The sequence below is a fragment of the Kribbella sp. NBC_00482 genome, assembly GCF_036013725.1.
In the GTDB taxonomy this organism is placed as follows: Bacteria; Actinomycetota; Actinomycetes; order Propionibacteriales; family Kribbellaceae; genus Kribbella.
Map to the genome: position 1 here is coordinate 7,383,378 of NZ_CP107881.1, position 23,764 is coordinate 7,407,141.

The 23,764-nt window shown below is 67.6% G+C and carries 23 protein-coding genes; 10 read left to right on the plus strand and 13 right to left on the minus strand.

The genetic code is table 11. The features are described from left to right. Window positions 1-19: 19 nt before the first annotated feature. Both OHB24_RS35790 and OHB24_RS35795 read left to right on the plus strand, forming a co-directional pair. Window positions 20-700, plus strand: a complete 681-nt coding sequence (locus tag OHB24_RS35790) for a response regulator transcription factor (RefSeq protein ID WP_327635337.1) — start codon at window positions 20-22, stop codon at window positions 698-700. A gap of 113 nt (window positions 701-813) precedes the next feature. Continuing rightward, window positions 814-1,182, plus strand: a complete 369-nt coding sequence (locus OHB24_RS35795) for a response regulator (RefSeq protein ID WP_327635338.1) — start codon at window positions 814-816, stop codon at window positions 1,180-1,182. Here OHB24_RS35795 and OHB24_RS35800 read toward each other — a convergent pair. Both OHB24_RS35800 and OHB24_RS35805 read right to left on the minus strand, forming a co-directional pair. Next, window positions 1,179-3,194 carry a hypothetical protein gene (locus OHB24_RS35800; protein WP_327635339.1) on the minus strand — a complete coding sequence of 672 codons (2,016 nt, stop codon included), beginning with the start codon at window positions 3,192-3,194 and terminating at the stop codon, window positions 1,179-1,181. The genes OHB24_RS35795 and OHB24_RS35800 overlap by 4 nt on opposite strands. A gap of 1 nt (window position 3,195) precedes the next feature. Next, window positions 3,196-4,494: a GAF domain-containing sensor histidine kinase gene (locus tag OHB24_RS35805; RefSeq protein ID WP_327635340.1), complete on the minus strand. Its 1,299-nt coding sequence runs from the start codon at window positions 4,492-4,494 to the stop codon at window positions 3,196-3,198. Between the two features lie 220 nt (window positions 4,495-4,714). On the opposite strand from OHB24_RS35805, the gene OHB24_RS35810 reads away from it, so the two are divergent. From OHB24_RS35810 to OHB24_RS35820, 3 genes are read left to right on the plus strand one after another with little or no spacing between them, the layout of a single operon-like run. Further along, a complete protein-coding gene (locus OHB24_RS35810) occupies window positions 4,715-5,380 on the plus strand; it encodes a hypothetical protein (protein ID WP_327635341.1) in 666 nt (221 codons plus the stop codon). Next, on the plus strand, window positions 5,377-6,150 hold the full coding sequence (locus OHB24_RS35815) for a hypothetical protein (protein WP_327635342.1): 774 nt from the start codon (window positions 5,377-5,379) through the stop codon (window positions 6,148-6,150). Before OHB24_RS35810 ends, OHB24_RS35815 begins: the two co-directional genes overlap by 4 nt. Beyond that, window positions 6,147-7,238 carry a hypothetical protein gene (locus OHB24_RS35820; protein WP_327635343.1) on the plus strand — a complete coding sequence of 364 codons (1,092 nt, stop codon included), beginning with the start codon at window positions 6,147-6,149 and terminating at the stop codon, window positions 7,236-7,238. The genes OHB24_RS35815 and OHB24_RS35820 overlap by 4 nt, the downstream gene beginning before the upstream one ends. On the opposite strand, the gene araA is transcribed toward OHB24_RS35820, so the two are convergent. The 8 genes from araA to chvE all read right to left on the minus strand — a co-directional run bounded on the left by araA (window position 7,216) and on the right by chvE (window position 17,246). Continuing rightward, the gene (gene araA / locus OHB24_RS35825) at window positions 7,216-8,727 is read right to left on the minus strand and encodes an L-arabinose isomerase (RefSeq protein WP_442913933.1); all 1,512 of its coding nucleotides are present in this window, start codon (window positions 8,725-8,727) and stop codon (window positions 7,216-7,218) included. The genes OHB24_RS35820 and araA overlap by 23 nt on opposite strands. Window positions 8,728-8,769: 42 nt before the next feature. Beyond that, complete coding sequence (locus OHB24_RS35830; RefSeq protein WP_327641142.1) at window positions 8,770-9,420, minus strand: L-ribulose-5-phosphate 4-epimerase; 651 nt, start codon at window positions 9,418-9,420, stop codon at window positions 8,770-8,772. A 23-nt stretch (window positions 9,421-9,443) separates the two neighbouring features. Beyond that, window positions 9,444-11,108 carry a ribulokinase gene (araB, locus tag OHB24_RS35835; protein ID WP_327635345.1) on the minus strand — a complete coding sequence of 555 codons (1,665 nt, stop codon included), beginning with the start codon at window positions 11,106-11,108 and terminating at the stop codon, window positions 9,444-9,446. A gap of 120 nt (window positions 11,109-11,228) precedes the next feature. Further along, the gene (locus OHB24_RS35840; protein ID WP_327635346.1) at window positions 11,229-12,212 is read right to left on the minus strand and encodes a LacI family DNA-binding transcriptional regulator; all 984 of its coding nucleotides are present in this window, start codon (window positions 12,210-12,212) and stop codon (window positions 11,229-11,231) included. 75 nt (window positions 12,213-12,287) lie between these two features. Further along, window positions 12,288-13,310 carry a LacI family DNA-binding transcriptional regulator gene (locus OHB24_RS35845; RefSeq protein ID WP_327635347.1) on the minus strand — a complete coding sequence of 341 codons (1,023 nt, stop codon included), beginning with the start codon at window positions 13,308-13,310 and terminating at the stop codon, window positions 12,288-12,290. A gap of 7 nt (window positions 13,311-13,317) precedes the next feature. After that, window positions 13,318-14,565, minus strand: a complete 1,248-nt coding sequence (gene mmsB, locus OHB24_RS35850) for a multiple monosaccharide ABC transporter permease (RefSeq protein WP_327635348.1) — start codon at window positions 14,563-14,565, stop codon at window positions 13,318-13,320. After that, window positions 14,562-16,100, minus strand: coding sequence for a multiple monosaccharide ABC transporter ATP-binding protein (gene mmsA / locus OHB24_RS35855; RefSeq protein WP_327635349.1), 1,539 nt, complete (start codon window positions 16,098-16,100; stop codon window positions 14,562-14,564). Before mmsA ends, mmsB begins: the two co-directional genes overlap by 4 nt. 6 nt (window positions 16,101-16,106) lie before the next feature. Further along, complete coding sequence (gene chvE / locus OHB24_RS35860) at window positions 16,107-17,246, minus strand: multiple monosaccharide ABC transporter substrate-binding protein (protein WP_327635350.1); 1,140 nt, start codon at window positions 17,244-17,246, stop codon at window positions 16,107-16,109. A 354-nt stretch (window positions 17,247-17,600) separates the two neighbouring features. On the opposite strand from chvE, the gene OHB24_RS35865 reads away from it, so the two are divergent. From OHB24_RS35865 to OHB24_RS35880, 4 genes are all read left to right on the plus strand, one after another. Further along, complete coding sequence (locus OHB24_RS35865; RefSeq protein WP_327635351.1) at window positions 17,601-17,876, plus strand: hypothetical protein; 276 nt, start codon at window positions 17,601-17,603, stop codon at window positions 17,874-17,876. A 210-nt stretch (window positions 17,877-18,086) separates the two neighbouring features. Then, window positions 18,087-18,986, plus strand: a complete 900-nt coding sequence (locus OHB24_RS35870; protein WP_327635352.1) for a hypothetical protein — start codon at window positions 18,087-18,089, stop codon at window positions 18,984-18,986. Window positions 18,987-19,108: 122 nt separating this feature from the next. After that, entirely contained in the window at window positions 19,109-19,702 is a 594-nt protein-coding gene (locus OHB24_RS35875) for a rhomboid family intramembrane serine protease (RefSeq protein WP_327635353.1), read from the plus strand. A 134-nt stretch (window positions 19,703-19,836) separates the two neighbouring features. Then, on the plus strand, window positions 19,837-20,046 hold the full coding sequence (locus tag OHB24_RS35880) for a hypothetical protein (RefSeq protein ID WP_327635354.1): 210 nt from the start codon (window positions 19,837-19,839) through the stop codon (window positions 20,044-20,046). A gap of 39 nt (window positions 20,047-20,085) precedes the next feature. Here the strand turns inward: OHB24_RS35880 and OHB24_RS35885 are convergent, their stop codons facing one another. Beyond that, window positions 20,086-21,078 carry an iron-containing redox enzyme family protein gene (locus OHB24_RS35885; protein ID WP_327635355.1) on the minus strand — a complete coding sequence of 331 codons (993 nt, stop codon included), beginning with the start codon at window positions 21,076-21,078 and terminating at the stop codon, window positions 20,086-20,088. Between the two features lie 77 nt (window positions 21,079-21,155). On the opposite strand from OHB24_RS35885, the gene OHB24_RS35890 reads away from it, so the two are divergent. Beyond that, window positions 21,156-21,365 (plus strand): CDGSH iron-sulfur domain-containing protein, encoded by a 210-nt coding sequence (locus OHB24_RS35890; RefSeq protein WP_327635356.1) that lies wholly within the window; start codon window positions 21,156-21,158, stop codon window positions 21,363-21,365. Window positions 21,366-21,371: 6 nt separating this feature from the next. Here OHB24_RS35890 and OHB24_RS35895 read toward each other — a convergent pair whose 3' ends face one another. Together OHB24_RS35895 and OHB24_RS35900 are read right to left on the minus strand one after the other, a co-directional pair. Further along, window positions 21,372-22,760, minus strand: coding sequence for an MGH1-like glycoside hydrolase domain-containing protein (locus tag OHB24_RS35895; protein ID WP_327635357.1), 1,389 nt, complete (start codon window positions 22,758-22,760; stop codon window positions 21,372-21,374). Window positions 22,761-22,786: 26 nt separating this feature from the next. After that, on the minus strand, window positions 22,787-23,761 hold the full coding sequence (locus OHB24_RS35900; RefSeq protein WP_327635358.1) for an N-acetyltransferase: 975 nt from the start codon (window positions 23,759-23,761) through the stop codon (window positions 22,787-22,789). Window positions 23,762-23,764: the final 3 nt, after the last annotated feature.

A 23,764-nucleotide genomic window follows, 5' to 3' on the forward strand; every position in this document is an offset into this window, starting at 1 on the left:
CCGGGCCTAGAGTGGTGGGATGGTGTTGCGGGTCGTCTTTGCGGATGACAATTTCCTTGTGCGGGAGGGGATCTCTGCGCTTCTCGCCGAAGCCGGGGAGATCGACCTGGTCGAGACGGTTGTGGACCCGGTCAGTCTGCTCAAGGCGGTTGCCGAGCATCGGCCTGACGCCGTACTCACCGACATCCGGATGCCGCCTACGTTCACGACCGAGGGGATCGACGCGGCCAAACAGATCCGGTCCGAGCACCCGTCCATCGGAGTTGTCGTCCTGTCCCAGTACGTCGAGGAGGAGTACGCGTTCGATCTGTTGTCGGACGGCGTCGCGGGACTCGGGTACCTGTTGAAGGAGCGAGTCTCCCAGCTCGACGAACTCGTCCGGGCGCTGTACGACGTGGCGCGCGGCGGCTCGGTGCTCGACCCCAGAGTCGTCGAGGGACTGCTCGCACGGAAGGCCCAGGACGCACAGTCACCGCTGCTCCGGTTGACCGGGCGCGAGCGCGAGGTGCTCCAGGAGATGGCGGCGGGCCGCAGCAACGCGGCCACCTCGAAGGCCTTGTTCATGAGTGAGCGTGCAGTGGAGAAACACATCAGCTCGCTCTTCCAGAAGCTCGGCCTGGCGGACGAGTCCGACGTGAACCGCCGGGTGATGGCCGTGCTGGCCTTTCTCGAGGCCACTGGCGGGACGGCCGGTCGCTGAGCTGCCGCCGTACGGCGATCAGCAGGGGGGACAACCGCCCCAAGCCGAGCGGCCAGCCCCATCCCGCCGCGACGACCTTCTGCGTCAACCTGAGACCAGGAGGTGGATAGGAGGTGGCCGCTGTACGTGTTCTGATCGTCGACGACCAGGAGCCGTTTCGCCGGGCAATCACTGCCGTCGTGTCGGAGACCGACGGCTTCGTCGTGGTGGCGGCGACATCGTCGGGCGAGGAATCGCTGCCCGCGGTCGTGCGGCTGCGTCCTGATCTGGTGCTGATGGACGTCAACCTGCCGGGCATCGACGGCATCGAGGCCAGCCGGCGGATCACCCGGGCCGTCGACGCTCCAGTCGTCGTACTGCTCTCGACCTCCGACGCGGACGAGTTCGACCTCACCGGTTGCGGGGCGGCCACCTACCTCGCGAAGGCCACCTTCGGCCCGGACCAGCTCGCTTCCAGCTGGGCGGCCGCGCTCGCTCGCTAGACCGGAGTAGGTGTTTCGATGGCGACCGGAATGCTGACGGACAACACCAACGGATCATCCAGCGACGGTGTTCCGCCGACCGCCTCTACCCGGTCGATGATCGACTGTACGTCGATGTCGCCCCGAGCGACTCCGTGCACTTGGAGGACCAGGTCCTGCCTCGCCAGCTCCAGGTCGATCCTGGCTGCGGTGGACCCGGCGCGCAGGACCTCGACACAGCAGAAGTAGACCGCCGCCTCGACGCGGGCGGGGAACCGCCGATCGGCCGACGGCTCGATCTGCAGGCCGGCGGCCAGACCGTTCCTGGCCAGGTGCGAACGGAGAGCCCGGGACAGTCCGGACCGCGCCAGCTGAGTGGGAAATACGCCGTGCGTCAGTTCCCGCAACGACTCCAGCGCGGCGTTCGTCTCGGACACGAGCCGCTGGAGCTCGGCCGACGCGGCGATGCCCGATCCGGCGACGCGGAGGGTCCGCAGACGCTCCGGCATCGGCTCGAGATGGGACAGCACCTCACGGGAGATCGCGGACTCCAGCTGACGGCGAGTGGCGTCGTCGGCGGCGAGCAGTCGTCGCCGTGACTCGGCGAGTGCGCCGTTCGTGCGATCCAGAGCGACCACGTGCGCTGCCAGCTCCGACTCCATGGCAGCGTTGCGAAAGGCCAGTGCGGTCTGATCGGCCAGATCGTGGAGCAGCTGTTCGTCCGCCGTCCGGAGCCGGCGCCCCTTCGGCATGGTCACGCCGATGCTACCGAGGGTTTCGCCGCCGTGCCGGACCGGCACCTCGCACTCCGACGGGCCGTCGGGCCGACCGGGCCAGGTCCTGGAAATCCCTGCCGAGCCGGGCACCTGCAGGACCGCGGTCGAGGACTGCGCGGACACCGCGCGCCCGGCTGCTTCTGCGACGGCGGGCAAGAGCGATGCCGCCGTCGGCGTCTCCGCGAGGCGCCGGCTGAAGTCGGACAACGCCTCGTACGGCAGCGCCCGGGCCCCGTAGGCGAGCCGGTTGGCCAGCCGGACGACCCATCGGCGGAGCGGCTGGAACGCGACGGCGACCAGCGCGGTGGCCAGCAGCGACACCCAGAATCCGTCGGTCCGCGTGTTCACCAGGCCCGCGACGGCGAGCACCAGGCCGGCATAGCCGACCCCGGCGAATATGGTGCCTAAGGCAACGACGACGGCCCGGTTGATGATCAGGTCCAGATCGAACAGCCGGTAGCGCAGCACCGCGACCGCGAACAGGAACGGCAGGCAGAGGAAGGAGACGAACAGCGGGAGGCTCGAGATCCAGGTCTGCCGATTGCCGTTCAGCGACTGCGCGACGACCAGGTAGACGAAGCTCAGGGCGACGAGGACCGCCGAGACCGCGATCAGCCGCAGCTGCCGCCGTTGCTCGCCCCGGCTACGACGCAATCGGCGGACCATGGCCACCATCGCAGCGAGCAATCCGACCGCGAGGAGCGGCAGACCGGCGGAGGACAGCAGACTGCCGATCGGCCCGAAGTTCTCCCGGTCGATCTGGAACTCGGTCGGCGGCAGGGTCAGCAGACTCCCTGCGTATGCGCCGTAGCCCAGCAAGGTCACGACCGCCACGGCGCGCCATCGGCGGGACTGGAAGTGGCCGTCCGGCGCCACCAGGAACACGATGGCCAACGCGGCGAGCGAGAGCTGTCCACCCAGCAGGGCAGCGATCCAGCTCGATGTCCCGCCAAGGCTCCGCGGGCCAGGCCCGTCAGCGGTGAGCACCCAGATGCCATAGGCCTCGGCCAGCAAGGAGATCGAGGCGGTGAAGCCGATCAGACACAGCATCCAGCCGATCGGATGCCTGGCCCATCGCGCCACGATCAGTGCGCCCATCGCCGCGCACCCGACGACGGCGCCGGTGACGAACGGGAAGCCGTGTAAGGCCACGGCCTCTTCGGACAGCAGTGGCCGGTACGTCGAGGTCACCCAGACGTCCGCCGCTGCGATGAGTGCCGTGAGCGCCGTCAGTACCCACGCCACCCGCGCGTACATCTCAGTCCCTCGGCCGACGTACACCCGGCAGCCGCGCCGCGATCAGGGTGCCGCGCGACGGTGTCGTGTCGATCGTCAGCGTGCCGCCGGCCGACTCGACCCGATCACGCATGTTGGCCAGGCCCGCACCCGCGGGAACCGCGCCGAGATCGAACCCGGCCCCATGGTCCTGGACGGTCAACTCCAAGAGACCGGGGCCGCCCCGGAGACCGAGGTGAACAGCAGTCGCCGATGAGTGCTTGGCCGAGTTCTGCAATGCCTCCAGCGCGCAGAAGTACGCCGCTGCTTCGACGCCGGCCGGGTAACGGCCGAGGCCGGCAACAGCGAGTTCGACTGGGAGCGGGCTCTGGGAGATCGCCGTACGCAGGGCGGCTTCGAGCCCTTCGTCGGCCAGCAGGCTCGGGTAGATGCCTCGCGAGAGGCTGGTGATCACGTCGATGGTCGCGGTCGCCGCCTTGGACTGCTCCACGACGAGCCGATCGGCCCGTTCGGGTGCCCGGCCGGTCAAGGTGCGGGCGAGGCTCAGGTTCACGGCGAGCGCGACCAGATGCTGTTGCGCGCCGTCATGGATGTCGCGCTCCAGGCGTCTCCGCTCGGCGTCCTGTGCGTCGACGAGTCGCTCCCGGGACAGCCGCAGCTCGGCCGCCAGCGTTGACAGCTCCGCGATCCGATGGACGAGTTCGGCGCGCAGCCGTGTGCCCCGCAGGACGAGCCCGGCCTGGTTCGCCAGGCCTGCGAACAGGCGTTCCTCGACCGGAGTCAGCGGTACGTTCTCGTGTTCCTGAACGGCCAGGACGCCGAGCAACTCCCCCGCCTGACGCACCGGAAGCTCCCGTCGACCAGGCCCGTCGCCGGCTACGGGCGGCAGACCGTCACCGGGCGGCCAGGTTGCGGCCAGCCTCAACCGGCCGTCGACCATCAGCCACACCTGCGCCGACCTGGCCGCCGTGCCATCGGCCAGGATCTCCGCCATCCGAGCCGGCAGGTCGTCGGCGGCGCGGCTGCCGGTCACCTCCGGCGAGAACCGCCTCAAGATCTCGTACGGCGACTGCCGTCCGCCGTGCACCAGACGCGACGTGACGACCTCGAGGCGTGACTGCACTCGACCGAACGCCAGCGCCACGACCGCGGTGGCCAGCACCGAGAGTCCCACATGGGGCGTGGACGTGTGGCCGATCAGTGCGCCGCCGCCCTGCACGATCACGACGTACACCAGCACCACGAACGCGACGAGCCCGCCCACCATCAGTAGGCCGGCGAGTCGTTCACGGCCCGTCAGCCATCGCCCCCACACCCTCATCTCTGCAGTCTGCGCCACCCCTGTTCGATATGGGAGTACCCGAACCCCCGTGGGTGGGTTATCCGCACGATCTTCCGCCCGACGCGTACGGCCAGCCCCCGGCCGCGGTGCGCCCAACCCGATGGGAGTGTGCGGCGCGAACGCCTTTGCTGGTAGCACAGCCGCTCGTTCCGGGCAGGCCGATCCAGCCAGATCCCCGCACACCGAAAGGTTGCCCACTATGACTGGGCTAGACGCACACCAGAGTTCAGGATCCACCGCTACCTCGCCGGACTACTCACGGTCGGCGCTGTCCCGGCTGGCCGGCCCACTGGCCCTGACGGCCGGCCTCTTGATGATCGTCGTCGAGCTGGTGATCCTGCCGATCGTCGATGCCGACAACCATGAGGCGACTTCGACCAATCTCGTGTACCGCATCAGCGGCATCGTGTACTTCCTGGCCTTCTGTCTGCTGGTGCTCGCCGCGGTCGCGGCGTACGGCCGGCAGGCGCACAAGGCCGGCCGGCTCGGCGTCGTCGGGCTGATCGCGGCCGTCGTGGGGACGATGTTCCTCGGTGGTGACCTGTGGTTCGAGACGTTCTACGTCACCTATCTCGCCGACGTCGCGCCGCAGATCCTGGACCTGACGCCGTCCGGTCTGATCGTCATCGGCGCCGTCTCCAGCTACCTGTTGTTCGCGATCGGCTGGGCGCTGTTCGGTATCGCCAGCCTGCGCGCCGGTGTGTTCCCGCGCGTCATCTGCGTGGCCATCGTGATCGGAGGCCTGCTCGGTTGGAGCGCGCTCCTGCCGCCGTGGGGTCTCGGCCTCGGCCTGGCGATGGCCTGGCTCGGCATCTGGCTGATCAGGACACCGGCACAGGACGAGATCACAGGAGCTGTCTCATGACCACCACACCAACGACTCGCGACGTACCGCAGGCACCGATGACCGTACGCCGGTGGAGTGGCTGGCGCACAGTGCTCGTCATCTTCGGCAGCTTGTTGATCCTGCTCGGCGGCAGCATGCTCATCGGCGGCGGGGCCGGACTGTGGGTGCATCAGCAGCAAGACAACGACGGCTACTTCACGGCCGGTCCGGAGCGATTCACCACCGAGACCTCTGCGCTGTCGGTTCCTTCGCTCGACGTCGACGTCACCGGACCTGATGTCTTCTCCGCCGAAGACCTGCTGGGCCGCGTCCGGATCCGCATGGAGTCCACGAATGCCGGCAGCCCGCTGTTCATCGGCATCGGCCGGGCCGATGACGTTGCCAGATATCTGAACGGAGTCGGCCACGACGAACTCACCGACATCGATGCCTCCCCCTTCCAGGCCACGTACACGTCAAGGCCCGGCGGCGCGCCTGCCTCGAATCCCGCCGAGCAGTCCTTCTGGGTCGCGTCCGATACCGGGACCGGACCACGCACGCTCACCTGGGAGGTTGCCGATGGCAACTGGACGGTCCTGATCATGAACGCCGACGGATCGCCCGGCATCGACGCCGACATCAGCGCCGGCGCAGAACTGCCCATCATCCGGCCCATCGCCATCGTCGCACTCGTCGCCGGCGGCGTACTGACGCTCCTCGGGATCGCCATCATCGTCGTGACCATCGCAACGCGATCCAACGGCACCAAGAACACGACTCCTCGACCGAGCCAGCCGGCCGTCGCATGACGACGCGGGGCGGACGACGGAACCGAACAAGGATCATCACGGCAGCCACGGCAGTGCTGACCTGCCTGATCACCGGCCTCGGCCAGGCGAACGCAGCCCCAGCGGGCAGCCCCGCCGAGCCGGTGCTCTCGCTGCCCAGTCCGACCGGCCCGTACGCCGTAGGCGTGCGCTCGGCGTCGGTGTCCGATCCGTCGCGCGTCGACGTACAGACAGGCCGACCGCGGAGGCTGCCCATCCGGGTTTGGTACCCGGCTCGTGGCCGGGCCACCGGCAACAGCGCGCCGTACATGTCTCCAGGGGTTCAAGCACAGCTGGAAGCAGGTCTACCGACAGGCCTCCTGAACATCGACACCCATGCGTCGACCGGTGCGCGACCGTTGCCTCGCGTCAAAGGCGTGATCCTTGTCCAGCACGGTGCAGGCACGCTCGCAGCGTTCCAGACCGGACAGGTGATCGAGCTGGCCAGCCAGGGCTACGCCATGGTCACCATGGAGCACCCGCACGAGAGCCTGTTGATCGAAGAACCCGACGGGACGCTGATCCCAGGCGACGACCCCGAGAGCAGACCGCCCAACGAGCGACTCGTGGACGCCGAGGTCGTCCTGGCCGAGGTGCCACGACTCGTGCCCCAAGCCAATCGGCACACGCCGATCGGCATGTTCGGCCACTCGCGTGGTGGAGCGACCACCGCAGAGGTCATGTTCTTCCACTCGGAGGTCGTGGCCGGAGTCGACCTGGACGGCAGCCTGCGCGGCGACGTGCTCACCGGCGGCCTGGACCAGCCGTTCGGGCTGATGCTCAGCCGGGAGTTCCCGCTCGATGATCCACGGCTGCTCCAGTTCCTGTCGAACCTGCGCGGACCGCACCCGCTCAGGCAACTCGACGTACAGCACTACGGCTACACGGATTGGGTCGTGTTCAACGCGCAAGCCGCGCGAGCGGACCCCGCCCTCGGAGCCCAGCTCGAGCTGGGCTTCCCGACGGGAACCCTCGACGATCGGCGCGCAGGCCGACAAGCCCTGTCGACCCAGCGTGCGTTCCTCACGTGCTTCATGGACCGCTACGTCAGCGGGCACCGGCCCTGCTGAGACGGTGGTAGACGTCGTTCCAGTGGAGCTCGCGCTGGAACTCGCGCACGGTGGTCGAGGCGTCGATGACGGCCAGCTCGACGGAGAGCATGTCGGCGAAGTCCTCGTAGACCTCCCGGTCGAGGGCCGTCGTCAGGACCGTGTGATGCGGCGCCCCGGCAACCAGCCACGACTCGGCCGAGGTCGACAAGGACGGCTCGGGCTTCCACACCGCACAAGCGACCGGAAGCCTCGGGAGGGCCTCGTCCGGCTCGACGAGGTGTACGACGTTCGCCGTGAGCCGGAAGCGGTCGCCGAGATCCGCGATGCCTACCACGACACCATCGCCCGGATCGGCAAGGAAGCGCAGCCGGACGGGATCCTCGCGGCCGCCGATGCCGAGCGGATGAATCTCCAGCGACGGGCGGGCCGTCGTCAGCGACGGACACACCTCGAGCATGTGCGCGCCGAGGATCTTCTCCTCCCCCGGCACCAGGTGGTAGGTGTAGTCCTCCATGAAGGAGGTGCCGCCCGGCAGCCCGTCGGCCATCGCCTTGCTGGCACGCAGCAGCACAGAGGTCTTCCAGTCCCCTTCGCCGCCGAATCCGTAGCCGTCGGCCATCAGCCGCTGCACGGCCAGACCGGGCAGTTGGCGAAGCCCGCCCAGATCCTCGAAGTTGGAGGTGAACGCTCCGAACCCACCATCGGTCAGGAACGATCGAAGTCCCAGTTCGATCTGGGCCCCGTAGCGCAGCGACTCATGCCGCTCGCCGTCGGGCAGCAGCTCGGGTACGACGGCGTACGTGTCGACGTACTCCTCCACCAGGGCGGAGACCTCGGCACCGGGGACGCCGTCGACCGCTGCGACGAGCTCGTTGACGCTGTAGGTGTTGACCGAGACGCCGAACCGCAACTGCGCCTCGACCTTGTCTCCTTCGGTCACGGCGACGTCGCGCATGTTGTCGCCGAAGCGCGCGAGCTTCAGCGAACGGAGTTCCGCGACGCCGAGCGCGGCGCGGGCCCAGTGCCCGACCCGCTGCTGGACAGACGCAGATTCGACATGCCCCGCGACGGTCTTGCGCGGCACCTGCAGGCGGGACTGGATGTAGCCGAACTCCCGGTCGCCGTGCGCGGCCTGGTTGAGGTTCATGAAGTCCATGTCGATCGTTGACCAAGGCAACGCGACGTTGGCCTGCGTGTGCAGGTGCAGCAGCGGCTTGCGGAGCGCGTCGAGGCCGGCGATCCACATCTTCGCCGGCGAGAACGTGTGCATCCACGCGATGACGCCGACGCACTCCGGCGCGCTGTTGGCGTCGAGCATCTGCCGGCGGATCGCATCGGCGTCGAGCAGCACCGGCTTCCACACGATCTGTACCGGCAGGCCGGCCTCGGCGAGACGCTTGGCCACCGCCTGAGACTGTTCGGCGACCTGCTCGAGGGTTTCAGGGCCGTACAGGCCCTGGCTGCCGGTCAGGAACCAGACCTCACGAGCGGTCTCAGTGGTGTTCACAGTCATGCGGTCCTTCCAGGGCCTGACCAGCACAGAGCTGCGTCATCGTTGGCCGTAGACGTTCTGGTAGCGGTCGAAGAGCTGGTCGACGTACCCCTGATCGATCGGGATCGGGTCGCCGAGCTGCCGCGCGAGGTGCACCGAGCGGGCGACGTCCTCGCACATGACAGCCGCCTTCACCGCGGCCTTGGCGGTCGGCCCGATGGTGAAGACGCCGTGGTTCTGCATCAGCGCGGCCGGCGAGCGCGAGCCGCGGAGCGTCTCGACGATGCCGCGGCCGATCGAGTCGTCCCCGATGATCGCGAACGGCCCCACGGGGATCGGTCCGCCGAACTCGTCGGCACACATCGTCGTCACGCACGGGATCGCTTCGCCGCGTGCAGCCCAGGCGACGGCGTACGGCGAATGGGTGTGCACCACGCCGCCGACGTCCGGCATCTCCCGATAGACGTAGGCTTGGGCCTCGGTGTCCGAGGACGGCGCGTGCTCACCGTCGACGACCCTGCCGTGGAGATCGCAGACGACCATGTTGCCGGGGGTCAGCTCGTCATAGGCGACCCCGCTCGGTTTGATCACCATGAGGTCGTGCCCGGGAACCCGGGCGGAGACGTTGCCCGCCGTCCACACCACCAGCCCGTAGGCCGGCAGATGCGCATGCAGCTGACATACCTCGGCCCGCAGCCGGGTGAGGATGTCGGCGACTTCCGCGATCGCACTCACTTGGCCTCCACAGCCCTGCGCCGGATCGCCTTCAACTGCCGCATCAGCTTGGTGTGCCGCCCGAACTGGTCGTGCAGCTCGAGGTACAGCTCGAACAGCTCGTCGTAGGCCTTGGCCCGTTCCTCGTCCGGGAGGTGGACACCGCGCCGGACCTTGCCCATGCTCTTGGCCGCGGTCGGTACGTCGGGATAGGCACCGGCAGCGACCGCCGCGTGGATGGCCGAACCCAGCGCCGGCCCCTGTTCGGAATCGATGATCGACAGCGGAAGCCTGGTGACGTCGGCGTAGATCTGCATCAGGAGGGCGTTCTTCGCGAGCCCGCCGGCGATGATCAACTCCAGCACCGGTACGCCGCTGTTCGCGAACGTCTCGACGATGACGCGGGTGCCGAACGCGGTCGCCTCGAGCAGCGCGCGGTAGCCGTCCTCCGGGCGAGTCGCCAACGTCTGTCCGACGACCAGTCCCGAGAGCTCGTGGTCGACGAGCACCGACCGGTTACCGCTGTGCCAGTCGAGCGCGACGAGCCCGTGCTCAGCCACCGCTTGATCGGCCGCGAGCCTCGTCAGGTGCTCGTGCAACGACTCCCCCGCGGCGGCAGCAGCTTCGTGGTACGACGGCGGCACGGCGTTGTCGACGTACCACCCGAAGATGTCGCCGACACCGCTCTGCCCGGCTTCGTAGCCCCAGCTGCCCGCGATGATGCCGCCATCGACAACGCCGCACATGCCGGGCACCTCACGCAGCGCGTCCGCGCTCATCACGTGACAGGTCGACGTACCCATGATGGCGACCATCTGTCCCGCGTCCACTGCCTGCGCTGCGGGCGCTGTCACGTGCGCGTCGACGTTCCCGACGGCGACCGCGATGCCTTCAGGGAGCCCGGTCCACGCAGCTGCCTCGGCAGTCAACCGGCCGGCCGCGGAGCCGAGCTGCCCGATCGGATGTTCCAGCTTGTCGGCGACGAAGGGCCCGAAGCCGGGCGCGAGGCCTTCGAGGAAGTCGGGAGACGGGTACCGGCCGTCCTGCAGGATGCCCTTGTAACCGGCGGTGCAGGCATTGCGGACGTAGCTGCCGCACAACTGCCACACGATCCAGTCGGCCGCCTCGACCCAGTGCTCCATCCGGTCGTAGAGCGGGCGGTCTTCCTCGAAGAGCTGCAGCGCTTTGGCGAACTCCCACTCCGACGAGATCAGGCCGCCGTACCGCGGAAGCCAGCCCTCACCTCGCTCGCGAGCGAGCTCGTTGATGCGATCGGCCTGCGGCTGTGCGGCGTGGTGCTTCCACAGCTTGACGTACGCATGCGGTCTGTCCGCGAAGCCGTCCGCCTCGTTCAGCGGCGTACCGTCGGCGAGGCACGGGACCATCGTGCAGGCGGTGAAGTCGGTAGCGATTCCGATCACCTGCGCCGGGTCGATCCCGGAGGCGGCGATCGCCGCGGGGACGGCGGTCCTGAGCACCTCGCGGTAGTCGTCGGGGACCTGCAAGGCCCACTCCGGCGCCAACCGCAGACCGGTCGCCGGCAGCCGGTCGTCGAGCACGGCGTGCGCGTACTCGTGGACGCCCGTACCGAGCTCGGCCCCGTCACTCACGCGAACGACGACGGCTCGGCCGGACAAGGTGCCGAAGTCGACTCCGACGACGTACTGCTCTTCGGGGCTCATGCACAGTTCCTCTCTGATGATGTGCAGGAACAGCATCAGTGCCGAGATTGTGAACGCTAACATTCTAGCTTGTCAAGAACGGTAGCGACCATCTGGACGGTGGCCGTCAGCGCTCACTGGTCAGGATCGCGGTGCGGCCGTGGAGTCGCGTACGACGAGTGCGGGACGGATCAACTCGGCCGACAGATCGGCCTCACCGCCGAGCGCCCGCAGGGTCAGCTCGACAGCGCGCCGGCCGAGCAGGGAGAACTCCTGGTCGACGGTCGTGAGCGCCGGCCAGAGGTACCGCGCCTCGGGCACGTCGTCGAATCCGACGACACTGATCTCACCAGGGACGTCGCGGCCCTTCTCGTGCAAGGCGTACATCAGCCCGATGGCCATCCCGTCGTTCGCCACGAAGACCGCCGTCACGTCCGGATCCTCGGCGATCCGCAGACCGGCCTCGTACCCGCTCTCCGGCGACCAGTCACCGCCGAGCTCCGGTCCCGGCAGAACATGGCGATGCTCGTGCGCGCTCCGCCAGCCCGTACGTCGCTGGCCGGCTTCCACCCACTCCAGCGGCCCGGTGACATGGGCGACATGGCGGTGGCCGAGGTCAAGCAAATGCTCGACCGCCAGGCGGGCGCCCGCTTCCTGGTCGATCCCCACCGCCATCCGCTGCCCGTCGCTCACTCCTTGGACGACGACCAGGGGTACGGGCATCTCGAGCGACCTGACCTGCTCGAGTGCCTCGCGATGCGCGACCGCAACGACGATCGCCTCGACTGCCTCGTCGAGGAGGCGATCGACGGCCTCCCGGAGCGACTGCGCCGTGAAGGCCTCGACCGCGACGAGCGAGACGTCGTACCCCGCCTTGTGCCCGGCGTCCTGAACCGACACAGCGATCATGCTCGGCCCGTGGAGAACCAGATGCGCCGAGATCATCCCGATGCGGTGCGACCTGTTCGTGACGAGGAGCCGGGCCGCGTTGTTGCGCCGGTAGCCCAGCTCGGCGATCGCCGCCAGCACACGGGTGCGGGTCTCGTCGCGCACCAGCTCCGATCCGTTCAGCACCCGGGACACGGTCTGATGCGAGACGCCGGCTGCTGCGGCCACATCCGTCATGCTCGGAGCTCGTCCAAGATCCTCGCTCGCTCTCGCCATAGGGAAATAGTAGGGATCGCCGCTGCCGGTTCGGGCTCACCCCTTCTCGTGGTGGCGTGGCGGGGCGGTCGTGCTGCGGACCATCAGACGTGGTTGAACCGGCTCGGGCTGGAACGCCGTACCACTGATTCGCGCGAGGACCGCTTGGACGACGCGCCGGCCCAGTTCGGCGAAGTCCTGGCGAACTGTCGTCAGGGGCGGTGCGTAGTACGGCGCCTCGGGAACGTCGTCGAATCCGACGACGCTGATGTCGTCCGGTACGCGGATCCCACCCTCGTCGAACGCGCTGAGCAGCCCGAGCGCCATCTGATCGTTGGCGACGAAGACGGCTGTGACTTCCTCTCCCCCACGACGACGTGCGAGCAGCTCCCGACCGGCCAGGTAACCGGTCGGCGGCCACCAGTCGCCGTGCAGCACAGGCGGCACAACGGCGCCGACCGACTCGAGCTCGATCCGCCAGCTGCGTTGCCGGGCATCCGCCTCCAGGGCGTTGGCCGGCCCTCGCACGTGATGAACAGTGCGGTGCCCGAGGTCGAGCAGGTGCCTGGTAGCGAGTGCGGCGCCTGTCTCCTGGTCGACCCAGACCGCTAGGTCCTGACCACCACGCTCCGCCTGGACGGTGATCAGCGGCACTCTCGGATTCACGACGGGTAGTGCGTGAACAGCGCCCTCATAGGTGCTCAACGCAACGATGGCGTCGACGGACTGCGTCGCCAGCCGCTCGACAGCCTCGATCAGATTGCCGCCGCTGTCGTCGTCGAGGACCGACACCGTCAGGAAGTAGCCGGCCTCGCGGGCCGCATGTTCCAGACCGAGCAAGGTCTGTGCGGGTCCGTACTGGCTCACGTTGGCGATCGCGAGGCCGATCGTGCGCGACGATCCGGTCACCAGGGCACGGGCCGCGCTGTTGGGTCGGTAGCCGAGTTCGGCGATCGCCTCCAGCACTTTCTTGCGGGTCGCCGCCGCCACGTTCGGGTGCGCGTTGACCACCCTCGACACCGTCTGGTGCGAAACCCCGGCGCGCGCGGCGACGTCCGCCATGCCGAGGGGGCGATCCACCGTGCTCCTAGCGGGTGGCGCCGGCGCGGCGCTTGTTGTAGATGTCGAAGGCAACGGCCAGCAGCAGCACCAGGCCCTTCACGATGGACTGGGTCGACTGGTCGACGCCCATCAACTGCATCCCGTTGCTCATCACCGCCATGATGAGGCCGCCGACCATCGCCCCGACCACGGTGCCGACGCCACCCGCGACGGCCGCGCCGCCGATGAACGCCGCGGCGATCGCGTCGAGTTCGAACATGTTGCCGGCGGCCGGCTGGGCGCCGTTGGACCGGGACGAGTAGATGACGCCGGCGATCCCGGCCAGGAATCCCATGTTCACGAAGATCCAGAAGTTGACCTTGCGGACCTTTACACCGGACAGCATCGCGGCGGACAGGTTGCCGCCGATCGCGTAGACCTGGCGACCGAAGACGGTGCTCTTCGTCATCAACCCGTAGGCGATCACGAGGACGGCCAGGATGATCAGGACGATCGGCAGTCCACGGGCGTGGGCGAGCTGCCAGGCGAAGTACATGACGACCGCGGCGACCGCCAGTACGCGCGTGACGAACAGCGGGAACGACTCCACCGGCTGCTCGTAGCGGATCCGTGCCAACCGGGTGCGGAACACGCTGACCGCATACCCGGCGACCGCGATCCCGGCGATGAGCAGTGTGAACGCGTCGTAGCCCTGCCCACCCATCAGGCCGTTCAGGAATCCGTTGGCGACCTTCTGGTAGTCGGCCGGGAACGGCGACAAGGAGACGTTGTCCAGTACCTGCATCGTCAGGCCCCGGAACAGCAGCATGCCCGCCAGCGTCACGATGAACGCCGGCATACCGACGTACGCCACCCAGAAGCCGTGCCACGCCCCGACCGCGACGCCCACCGCGACGGCCGCCACCACGCCGATCCACCACGGCTGTCCGTGCTGGATGACCAGTACGGCGGACACCGCGCCCGTCAACGCGACGATCGACCCGACCGACAGGTCGATGTGGCCGGCGATGATCAGGATCACCATGCCGATCGCCAGCACCAGGATGTAGGAGTACTGGAGCACGATGTTGGTGATGTTGCCCGGGCTGAGCAGGACACCGTCGGTCAGGAAGGCGAACAGCGCCACGATCACGACGAACGCGATGTAGATGCCGCTCTGCCGCAGGTTCCGCATGATCAGGGTGAGCGGATCGCTGGTGCCGATGTGCAGCGCCGCGGAGGCGCTGTCTGCTGACGCCGGTTCGGTTGGTACCGAAGGCTTGGTGCTGGTCATCCGGCGAGCTCCTTCTCCTTCGTCATGAGCGCCATGAGGTCTTCCTGAGTGGCTTGGCCCACCGGCAGTTCGCCGGTGATCCGGCCGGCCGACAACGCGTAGATCCGGTCGCACATCCCCAGCAGTTCAGGCAGTTCGGAGGAGATGACGATGACCGCCTTCCCCTGTGCGACGAGCCGGTTGATGATCGTGTAGATCTCGAACTTGGCTCCGACGTCGATACCGCGCGTGGGCTCGTCCAGGATGAGTACGTCCGGATCCGTGAAGAGCCATTTGGACAGCACGACCTTCTGCTGGTTGCCCCCGGACAGGGTGCCGACGGTGTCCAGCACGGTGCGGGTCTTGATGTTCATCTCCCGCCGGCCCTGCTCGGCGACCTTGATCTCCTCGTTGCCGTTGACCCAACCGGCCCGGGCCAGCTTGCCGAGTGCGGCGGCGGAGACGTTCGCACGGACGTCGGCGATCAGGTTCAGCCCGTACCGCTTGCGGTCCTCGGTGGCGTACGCGATGCCGCTGGAGATCGCCTCGGCCACGGTTCGGGCCCGGACCTGCTGGCCGTGAAGATACAGCCGGCCGCTGATATTGCGCCCGTACGAGCGCCCGAAGACGCTCATCGCGAGTTCGGTGCGTCCCGCACCCATCAGTCCGGCGATGCCGACGACCTCGCCGGCACGCACGGACAGGGTCGCACCGTCGACGACCTTGCGCGGCTGGACCGGGTGCCACACCGTCCAGTCCTCGATCCGCAGTACTTCGGGTCCGGGATCGGAGTCGCGGACCGGGTAGAAGCTCTCGAGGTCGCGGCCGACCATGCCGCGGATGATCCGCTCCTGGGTGACCTCCCCCGAGGTCATGTCGAGCGTCTCCACCGTGCGACCGTCGCGGATCACCGAGGTCGAGTCGGCGATCGCGGTGATCTCGCTCAGCTTGTGGGAGATCATGATGCAGGTGATCCCGCGGTCCCGCAGCCGCCGGAGCAGGTCGAGCAGGTGCGCCGAGTCGACGTCGTTGAGCGCGGCGGTCGGCTCGTCGAGGATCAGCAACCGGACGTCCTTCGACAACGCCTTCGCGATCTCGACCAACTGCTGTTTACCGACGCCGAGCTGGATCACCGGCGAGACCGGGTTCTCGTCCAGGCCGACCGACGTCAGCAGCTCGCGGGCCTCGGCGTTGGTCCGGTTCCAGTCGATCAGTCCGCCGCGTCCGCGGCGCTCGTTGCCGAGAAAGATGTTCTCGGCGATCGACAGGTACGGGACCAGCGCCAGCTCCTGATGGATGATGACGATCCCGACGGCCTCACTGCCCCGGATGCCGGTGAAGTGCACGGGCCTGCCGTCGAAGCTGATCCCGCCGTCGTAACTCCCGCTCGGGTACACGCCGGACAGCACCTTCATCAGGGTCGACTTGCCGGCGCCGTTCTCGCCGCAGATGGCATGGATCTCCCCACGCCGCACGTCGAGCGAGACGTCCTCGAGCGCCGTGACCCCGGGGAAACGCTTGGTGATGCCACGCATCTCGAGCAGCACGTCGTTCATTCGGCCCTACTTCGCCTGACCGGCGGCGACCTCGGCGGCCGTGTAGTAACCGGAGTCGACGAGTTGCTTCTGGATGTCCTGCTTGAAGACGGTCTGGATCGGCAGCAGGTACGCCGGGACGACCTTCACGCCGTTGTCGTACGACTTGGTGTCGTTGGACTCCGGCTGCTTCTTCTCCAGGAACGCCACCGACGCGTTGACGGCCTGCTCGGCCAGCAGACGGGTGTCCTTGAAGATCGTGGAGCTCTGGACACCGGTGTTGATGAGCTTGACCGACGCGATCTCCGCGTCCTGACCGGTGATCGCCGGCATCGGGTTGGCCGCCGTACCGTAACCGACGTTCTGCAACGCGGTGATGATGCCGCGCGAAATGCCGTCGTACGGCGAGAGGACGCCGGCGACCTTGCCGCCGTCGTTGTAGCTCGAGGTCAGCAGGTTCTCCATCCGCTTCTGCGCCGCCTCCTGCTGCCAGCGCAGGATCGCGACCTGTTCGAGCTTCGTCTGCTTCGACTTGACGACCAGCGTGCCGCTGTCGACGTACGGCTTCAGAGTGTCCATCGCGCCTTGGAAGAAGAAGTGCGTGTTGTTGTCGTCCAGCGAACCGGCGAAGACCTCGATGTTGAGCGGCCCGGTCTTGGTGCCCTTCGAACCGTCCGCGTTCTCCAGGCCCAGCCCGCGAAGAAGTGACTTGGCCTGGGCGACGCCGACCTTGTAGTTGTCGAAGCTGACGTAGAAGTCGACGTTCTGACTGCCGCGGATCAACCGGTCGTACGCGACCACCGGGATCTTCTTGTCGGCCGCCGCCTGCAGCTGGCTGCTGAGCGCGGTGCCGTCGATCGCGGCGATGACCAGCACGTCGGCGCCCTGGGTGATCATCTGATCCACCTGCTGCGACTGGGTCGGGATGTCGTCGTTCGCGTACTGCAGATCGACCTTGTATCCCTTCGCCTCGAGCTTCTCCTTCACCGCCTTGCCGTCGGCGATCCAGCGCTCCGACGTCTGCGTCGGCATCGACACCCCGATGGTCAGATCCTTGGGCTGCTGACTCGCGGTGTCGGTGGTCCCGCCTGCTCCTTCTCCGCCGCACGCCGCGAGGCCGAGCACCAGCAAGGCCCCACTCAGGGTGGCCACAAACCTCTTCTTCACGAACGCTTCCCCTCCGGGATGAATGTCACTCCCACATCGCTGGTCCGATTCGATTGTTAGCGCTCACATGTTTGCGCTCCCATGCAGGCTGGTCAAGACGTCGGCAAGACATCCACGCGTCACGGTCTCGTAACGGCAACCGCCCGAAACCCGTTTCCAGAAAGGATCTTCCACGCACAGCGTGCTATCGCCCCGACGAAACACGGAAGATCGTCACGCACACTGGAAGCGTTAACAACTGAAACATACTCACCAGACCGACCACGATCCTGCCGCGCCACTGACATCCCCGAGCCACGATGTCGAGGCATGCTGGTCACCTGAGTCTCCCCACCGGTCAACGGAGGTACCGCCTTGTTCGCTCGAATCGCCGTATGGGAGCCGATGCCGGACGACGACCGGCAGTGGGTGATCGACGCGGCCAAGACCGTTCCCGGAGTCCTGCACGCCTACCACCTGGTCGACCCGGCCACGGGTGACGGGCTCTCGATCTCGTTGTTCGAAGACGACGTAGACGTTGCGCAGGTCAAAACGGCGATCGCCGACAAGGCGCTCGAGCTCGGTTGGCACGACGTTGCTCGTCCGGCCCCCTCGTCCGAAACGATCTACCGGGTACTTCGCAGCGGCTGACTCGGCCGGTGCGCCAACCGTTGCTCACAGCAACGATTTGTTGGCAGAGATCCAGCCATGCAGGGCGTTCGGAACGGCTGCGCAACTTTCTGCGGCTCAGCTGCATCAAGGTGAGTAACGATCTACTGCTGGCATCGAGCCCGCAGCCTGGGGGCAGGTACGAGAGGTTGCGACATGCACGGTAAGCAAAGGCTTGTCCGTCGAGGCTCGGTGGCACTGAGCGCGGCTGCGCTGTTGGCCGTCGGTTTGTTCCCCGGAGCCGCGGACGCCGTCACGACGACCACCGGTGACGCAAGCGCCGGCAAGTGCACGATGGATCTCGGATCGGTCACGGCTGGAGGTGATCACAGGTCGCAGCGCATCACTGCCAACTCGCCACCGACGCGAACGAACGACCATGTGGTGGCGCCTGGTCTGTTCAAGGATCCGGTACGACTCAGCAGTTCGATGTTCACCTCGCCGGATCCGGCCGGGGTCTACGTCGGGGGCCATGTGATCATGGGCGCGAAGATGGCCTACAGCGGCTACGTCTTCGCCCCGGGCCGTGCATTCGACCCGAAGTCGATCGTCCGCGAGGTCTACAGCAGCGACTACGGTGACATCGTCGCGTTCGAGACGTCTCGCTATCGGGAGGGAACGTCCGCGCGAGGGGCGACCTATGGCTTGCGCGCCGACGGCGTGCTGCTCAGATGGACCTCCATCCCTGGGGATTGGCAAGTTACCGGCACGGCCCCGGGCTTCGCGTCGGTGAAGTCGATGGCGTTGATCAGCAAGACCCGGACCTACGACACGTTCCTCGCGAACACCCGGGGCGGCGCGCTCTACACGATTCACATCCCGACGACATCGCCGATGAAACCGGTCGTCAAGCCGGTACGCACCCGTACCTGGCAGGGCTTCGAATTCCTGATCGCGCAGAAGTGCGGGAAGCAGGGCACCCTGCTGCTGGGCATCGACAAGGACACCCAATCGGCCTATCTGTACGCCGTCGGACACGCCAACGGGACCGCGACGGTCATCCAGGGCCTCGGTAAGGTTCCCGGCACGTTCAACGACCCGGCGTACTTCCGCTGGGCGACCGCCACCAACGACCCACTCGTGGGCGAGTAGACGCTCGACCCGCCACCGGCGCGCCTCACCGGTGGCGGGTCAGGTCTTCACCATGACAAACGGCGGACTTCATCATGACAAACGGCGGAGGTGCCGCAGCGTCGGCACATTAGGGTCCTGGTGTGACTACTCGCACCGCACCTCGTGCCTCGCTCGCGGCACTCGCCGTCGGCCCGACCCGGCCGCTGCTGACCGCAGCCGTGTTTCTGGTGACGCTGGCGTGCGGGATCGCGCAGCTCGTGCACCGGCCGCTCTACGAACATGTCGTACGTAACGCCTCTCGCATCGACCACGGCCAGTGGTATCGACTGCTGACCGGCATGTTCTTCCAGGACGGCTGGGCGTCCGGGCTCATCTCGAACCTGCTCTTGCTGCCGGTCTTCGGCACGATCGCCGAGCGCGTGTTCGGCCGTTGGCGGTGGCTTGTCCTCTACTTCGCCTGCGGATGGTTCGGCCAGTTCATGAGCTACATCTGGCTCAATCCAGTGGGCGCAGGCAACTCGATGTGCGTCGCCGGCCTGATCGGCGGGCTGGCCACGATGATCCTCCTGGCGCCGCGCCGGTACGGCGTCACACCGCCGGTACCGCTCCGGATCACGGCATTCGCCGTGCCTGTGCTCGCCGTAGTCGACACGATCATGCACGACAACCACGGCCTCCCCTGCCTCCTCGGCATGACCCTGGGCGTCCTGCTCTTGCCACACCCAAAACACTGACGGCCACCTGGTCGACGCTGTAAGTCCCTCCGGGCGCGGCGCACGGCGGACTGCTTGAGGGGTTTGAGGACTGTGATCGTTGGGCACCCCAATGCAGCGTGCTCGAATGGGCACCTAGGGGTGGGAGGTCGGTTATGTCTGTCGGCGGGGTGGACACCTACTACGACTACGACGAGCGCCGGTGGAAGTTCCGTCGTCTGGGCGGGGGTCCGGTCCATCCGGCTCGCGTGTCCCCCGACCCACCTGAGACAGCAGTCACCGACGACCGGACGACGCGGGCATCGCATCGCGGTACGTCGGAGACGCGAGCCGGACGCCGCCGCACCACCACGAACGACGGCTGATCCACCAACTGTCTGCGAGTCGGTAGAAACCGCCGCGGGTCAGACTGCGGCGGCGTGGGGCGGGCGAAGGTAGCGCGTGGAGACCTTCCATCGGGTCAGGAGGTGTTCGGCGAAGAGGTTGTCGATGACGAGTGAGCAGCGGGCGCCGAAGAGGATGTCGCTGATGGCGTCGGGGTGCTGTTGCACGTAGCTTCCGCAGAGGTCGTGGGCAGCGATCTGCTCATGGACGGCGTCCGCTTCGACGTGTTCGGTGAAGTATCGTGCCTGGTCTTTCGTAGCGCCGAGTCTGGCGGCGCCGGCGGCGTACTGGCGATTGGGCAAGGTCGAGGTCATCTCGAGCGCCGCCAGGTGGCCGATCAGGGCGGCGGTCCAGCGGCGATGGACCGCGAACAGCGACATCACGTTCGAGACGGCCAGCGTGACGGCCGGGACCTCCGAGACGTACCGGCCGTAGCTGTCGTCGAGTCCGAGCCAGCGCATCGTCGTACGGAACAGTTCGGAATGCATCCGTTCCGGGCGACCGCCGCCGTACTCGTCGGCTTCGATCTCGACCAGCGCCGCCTTGGCAGCCCCGTCCAGGTGTGGAATGCCGAAGCTGTGCGGGTCGGCCTCCTTGAGCTGGTAGACGGACCGGTTCAGAACGAATTCACGAAACTGCTCCCGGGTGGCATGCCGACGCAGGTACGGCGCCAGCCGCGGTCCGTCATCGGCGTCGATCATCGCCCGGAGCTGCTCCGCGACCGGTTCGTCGGTCGGACGAACCCGGCAGTTGGCTTCCAGCCAGTTGATCCAGGGACGCTCCCACTGGGTGCGGGCCGCAATGATGCCCGGATCCCACTGGGCATCGGGATCCACGTCGTCGAATCCGCGGTACTGCAGCTCGTACGCGATCCAGAGCGCAAGTTGCAGGTCCTCGTCGGCGAACGGCTGACCGGACCCCACGAACTCGACGGTCCGCTGTGCACCGCCGGCGCCCGTGAGCAGGCCGCTCAACCAGGCACTGAGCGGCCCACGCGATGGTGGTAGCTGCATGTTTGTCTCCTCGACGCATTGGCAGCGAACCATTACCCGGCCTGGAAACCGTTACTGGGGTGGGTACTGGCTGTTCCATGACCACGCAGGACGACAGCGCGACGCAGATCCGTCTCTACCCGGACGGTCCGATCCTGGTGCGCGGTGACTTCGAACTAGTGGACGAGGACGGCGGTCCGATTCCGGCTGCACGCCGTACCGTCGCACTCTGCCGCTGCGGGCACAGCGCTATTCCTCCGTTCTGCGACGGCACCCACACTCTCCCGCACCGGACTCGAGCCGGCTGAGCGCGATCAGCCGAGGACGACCTCGACGTGGTGGTGGCCGGTGAGGGTGGCCGGGACGAACGGGGTTTCCATCGCTTGGCCGTCGAGGTGAACGGACTGGACGTGGGTGCCTTCGCCGCGCAGCGTCACGTCGAGCGTCGCTGCGCGGTAACGAAGCGATCGCAGCGACCATTCACCGGCGTACGTCGTGGGCACGGTCGGCCGGATCGTGATTCCCTCGGCACCGAACCTGAGCCCGAACAGACCTTCGTGGACGAGTCGGAGGAGCGCGGTGGCAGACCAGGTCTGGTGCGGGAGCGACTCCCACTGACGGCCCACCTGCCAGCCACCGTCCACCTCGCCTGTCGTCGCGTTGTAGACCTCGAACAGCTCGTCACCACTGGAGCGGAAGACAGTGACGAGGTCGTCCAGCGCACGGCCGAACTCGGCCGCATGCTGAGCCGCGGCCGCCGAGTACCCCCACAACCCCATGACCATCGGCCAGCAGATGGCATTGTGGCGGCCGGGACGATCGGAGCCGAAGCGGGCGAAGTGCGGCCACACGTTCACCACGCCGAACGGCTCGCGGTGGATGCCCTCGACGATCCCCGCCGCGCGCTCCGCCCCGGCGATGCCGAACTCGATCGCCAGCGCGAGCCCAGCGGTCTCCTGATGGAGATCGAGCCCGCCGGGTCCGAGGAAGTAGCCGTACGTGCCGGCCGTGTCCGACCAGAGGTGGTCGTTGATGGCGGCAACGAGTTGGGCCCGCTGGACGGCGTACGGCTCCGGATCCGCTCCGACCTCGGCCGCGAGTTGTTCCAGGCAACCAAGTGCTCCGACGTACACGGCATTCGTCGACAGGCAGCGGATGTCTCGGCTGACCGGGTGGTCCAGCACGAAGGACGACGGATTGTCCGGCTGGTACGGCGGTTCCGGGTAGCCGGCGATACCGTCCTGCATGAGGGCCGGACCGCGGTAGAGACCCGACGGGCTGTCGAAGCGATCACGTCGGAGGATGTCCAGGGAAGCCGCGCCGATCCGGAAAGCATCGGCCGCGAACCCCGCGTCGCCGGTCACCAGGTGATGATGTTGTGCACCGATGACCCAGATGATCTGGTCCCACCATTGGTTGTCCTGAGCGATCAGGCCGTCGGTGCAGACCTTCTGCAACGTGTGCTTGGCGACCTGGGGCGACAGCAGACTCGCCGCATGCCACGAGTTGATGGCGGCGTCCCGCGTCCACGGATCGGAGTACCCTCCTCCGGCGCGCAGGTACGCCGCACCATCAGCCGCACCGTCGGCCGCGTCGGCGATGGTGTTGACGTCGAGGAGATTGTGCAGGGCCGCGGAGTAGCACACTCGGAGGTTGTCGCCGCGCGAACCGGCGGCTGACGAGAGCAAGGGGCGATCGGGCATGCCCCCCACCCTTTCAGAACCCCGAGCTAGGCGACGGGGACGACGCGGCGCCAGCCGTCGAAGACGACGGTGGCGTTCATGCCCACCGACAGGTACAGGCCGAGTGCCGGCGTCGGGTTGTTCGTGTCGACGTGCAGGATCGTGCCGGCCCGGCCGATGGCTGCGTCGAGGGCGAACGCGTCGCGCAGCAGGAACTTCGCCAGACCACGCCCCCGGAACTCCTCGAGCACACCGAGCATTCCGATGTGACCACAGTTCTCGGTCTCGACGTACTTGTCGTTGCACTGGCGGACCGCGGCCGCCCGGCCGTCGACTTCGAGCAGCGTGAGCTGGTCCCACTCGAAGATGGGCACGTCGTCGAGCCGCTCGACCCACGCCTCATGCGGGGTCTCGGCCCAGCCGAACTGGCCGCGGAAGGACTCGTTGATGACCTCGTGTGCGGCCCGTCGGGTGGCGTCGTCGAAGGCCCCGCGGCGGACCACGACTCCGACGGGCCAGTCGGGAGTGACAGCCGGGGTGGCAACCGGTCCGGTGTGGTCGATCCGCATCCGGTGGTACGACGTACCGGTGCTGAAGTCGCGGTCGGACAGCTGCGCGCGCAGCGATTCGTCGGCCCGGCACACGAACGCGTCGACGGTGACGTCGGCATGGCCACGCTCGCGTCCCATCTCCTGGGCGCGCTCCACCGTCCGATCGACCAGCCAGGCGGCGACCCCTGGATCCTTCGCTGCCACTTCGATGTCGATCAGCTGACGGTCGCCTGTGCCGAGCGCGGTCGCATACCCGGCCGGCAGGCCGTCCGCGGCGAGCACGAGCCAGCCGTCGACCATGCGGTCGAAGCCCGGCATGTCAATGCAGTAGGCGACTTCCAGCAACGTGGTGTCGGCGTACCCGAACACCGCCGTGTTGTAAGCCGCGAGCATGTCGAACAGTGCCTCGGCGTCGGCCGGCTCAGCCGGACGGACGGTGTAGCCGTCGGGCAGTACAGCGATGGTCTTCATGAC

Bases quoted from the DNA above. Each gene is read 5' to 3' on its own strand.
- mmsB (WP_327635348.1), bottom strand. From the start codon at position 14,565: ATGACCAGCACCAAGCCTTCGGTACCAACCGAACCGGCGTCAGCAGAC.
- OHB24_RS35820 (WP_327635343.1), top strand. From the start codon at position 6,147: ATGACGACGCGGGGCGGACGACGGAACCGAACAAGGATCATCACGGCA.
- OHB24_RS35790 (WP_327635337.1), top strand. From the start codon at position 20: ATGGTGTTGCGGGTCGTCTTTGCGGATGACAATTTCCTTGTGCGGGAG.
- OHB24_RS35815 (WP_327635342.1), top strand. From the start codon at position 5,377: ATGACCACCACACCAACGACTCGCGACGTACCGCAGGCACCGATGACC.
- OHB24_RS35895 (WP_327635357.1), bottom strand. From the start codon at position 22,760: ATGCCCGATCGCCCCTTGCTCTCGTCAGCCGCCGGTTCGCGCGGCGAC.
- OHB24_RS35800 (WP_327635339.1), bottom strand. From the start codon at position 3,194: ATGTACGCGCGGGTGGCGTGGGTACTGACGGCGCTCACGGCACTCATC.
- OHB24_RS35805 (WP_327635340.1), bottom strand. From the start codon at position 4,494: ATGAGGGTGTGGGGGCGATGGCTGACGGGCCGTGAACGACTCGCCGGC.
- OHB24_RS35880 (WP_327635354.1), top strand. From the start codon at position 19,837: ATGTCTGTCGGCGGGGTGGACACCTACTACGACTACGACGAGCGCCGG.
- araB (WP_327635345.1), bottom strand. From the start codon at position 11,108: ATGAGCCCCGAAGAGCAGTACGTCGTCGGAGTCGACTTCGGCACCTTG.
- OHB24_RS35885 (WP_327635355.1), bottom strand. From the start codon at position 21,078: ATGCAGCTACCACCATCGCGTGGGCCGCTCAGTGCCTGGTTGAGCGGC.
- OHB24_RS35900 (WP_327635358.1), bottom strand. From the start codon at position 23,761: ATGAAGACCATCGCTGTACTGCCCGACGGCTACACCGTCCGTCCGGCT.
- mmsA (WP_327635349.1), bottom strand. From the start codon at position 16,100: ATGAACGACGTGCTGCTCGAGATGCGTGGCATCACCAAGCGTTTCCCC.
- OHB24_RS35840 (WP_327635346.1), bottom strand. From the start codon at position 12,212: ATGACGGATGTGGCCGCAGCAGCCGGCGTCTCGCATCAGACCGTGTCC.
- OHB24_RS35810 (WP_327635341.1), top strand. From the start codon at position 4,715: ATGACTGGGCTAGACGCACACCAGAGTTCAGGATCCACCGCTACCTCG.
- OHB24_RS35890 (WP_327635356.1), top strand. From the start codon at position 21,156: ATGACCACGCAGGACGACAGCGCGACGCAGATCCGTCTCTACCCGGAC.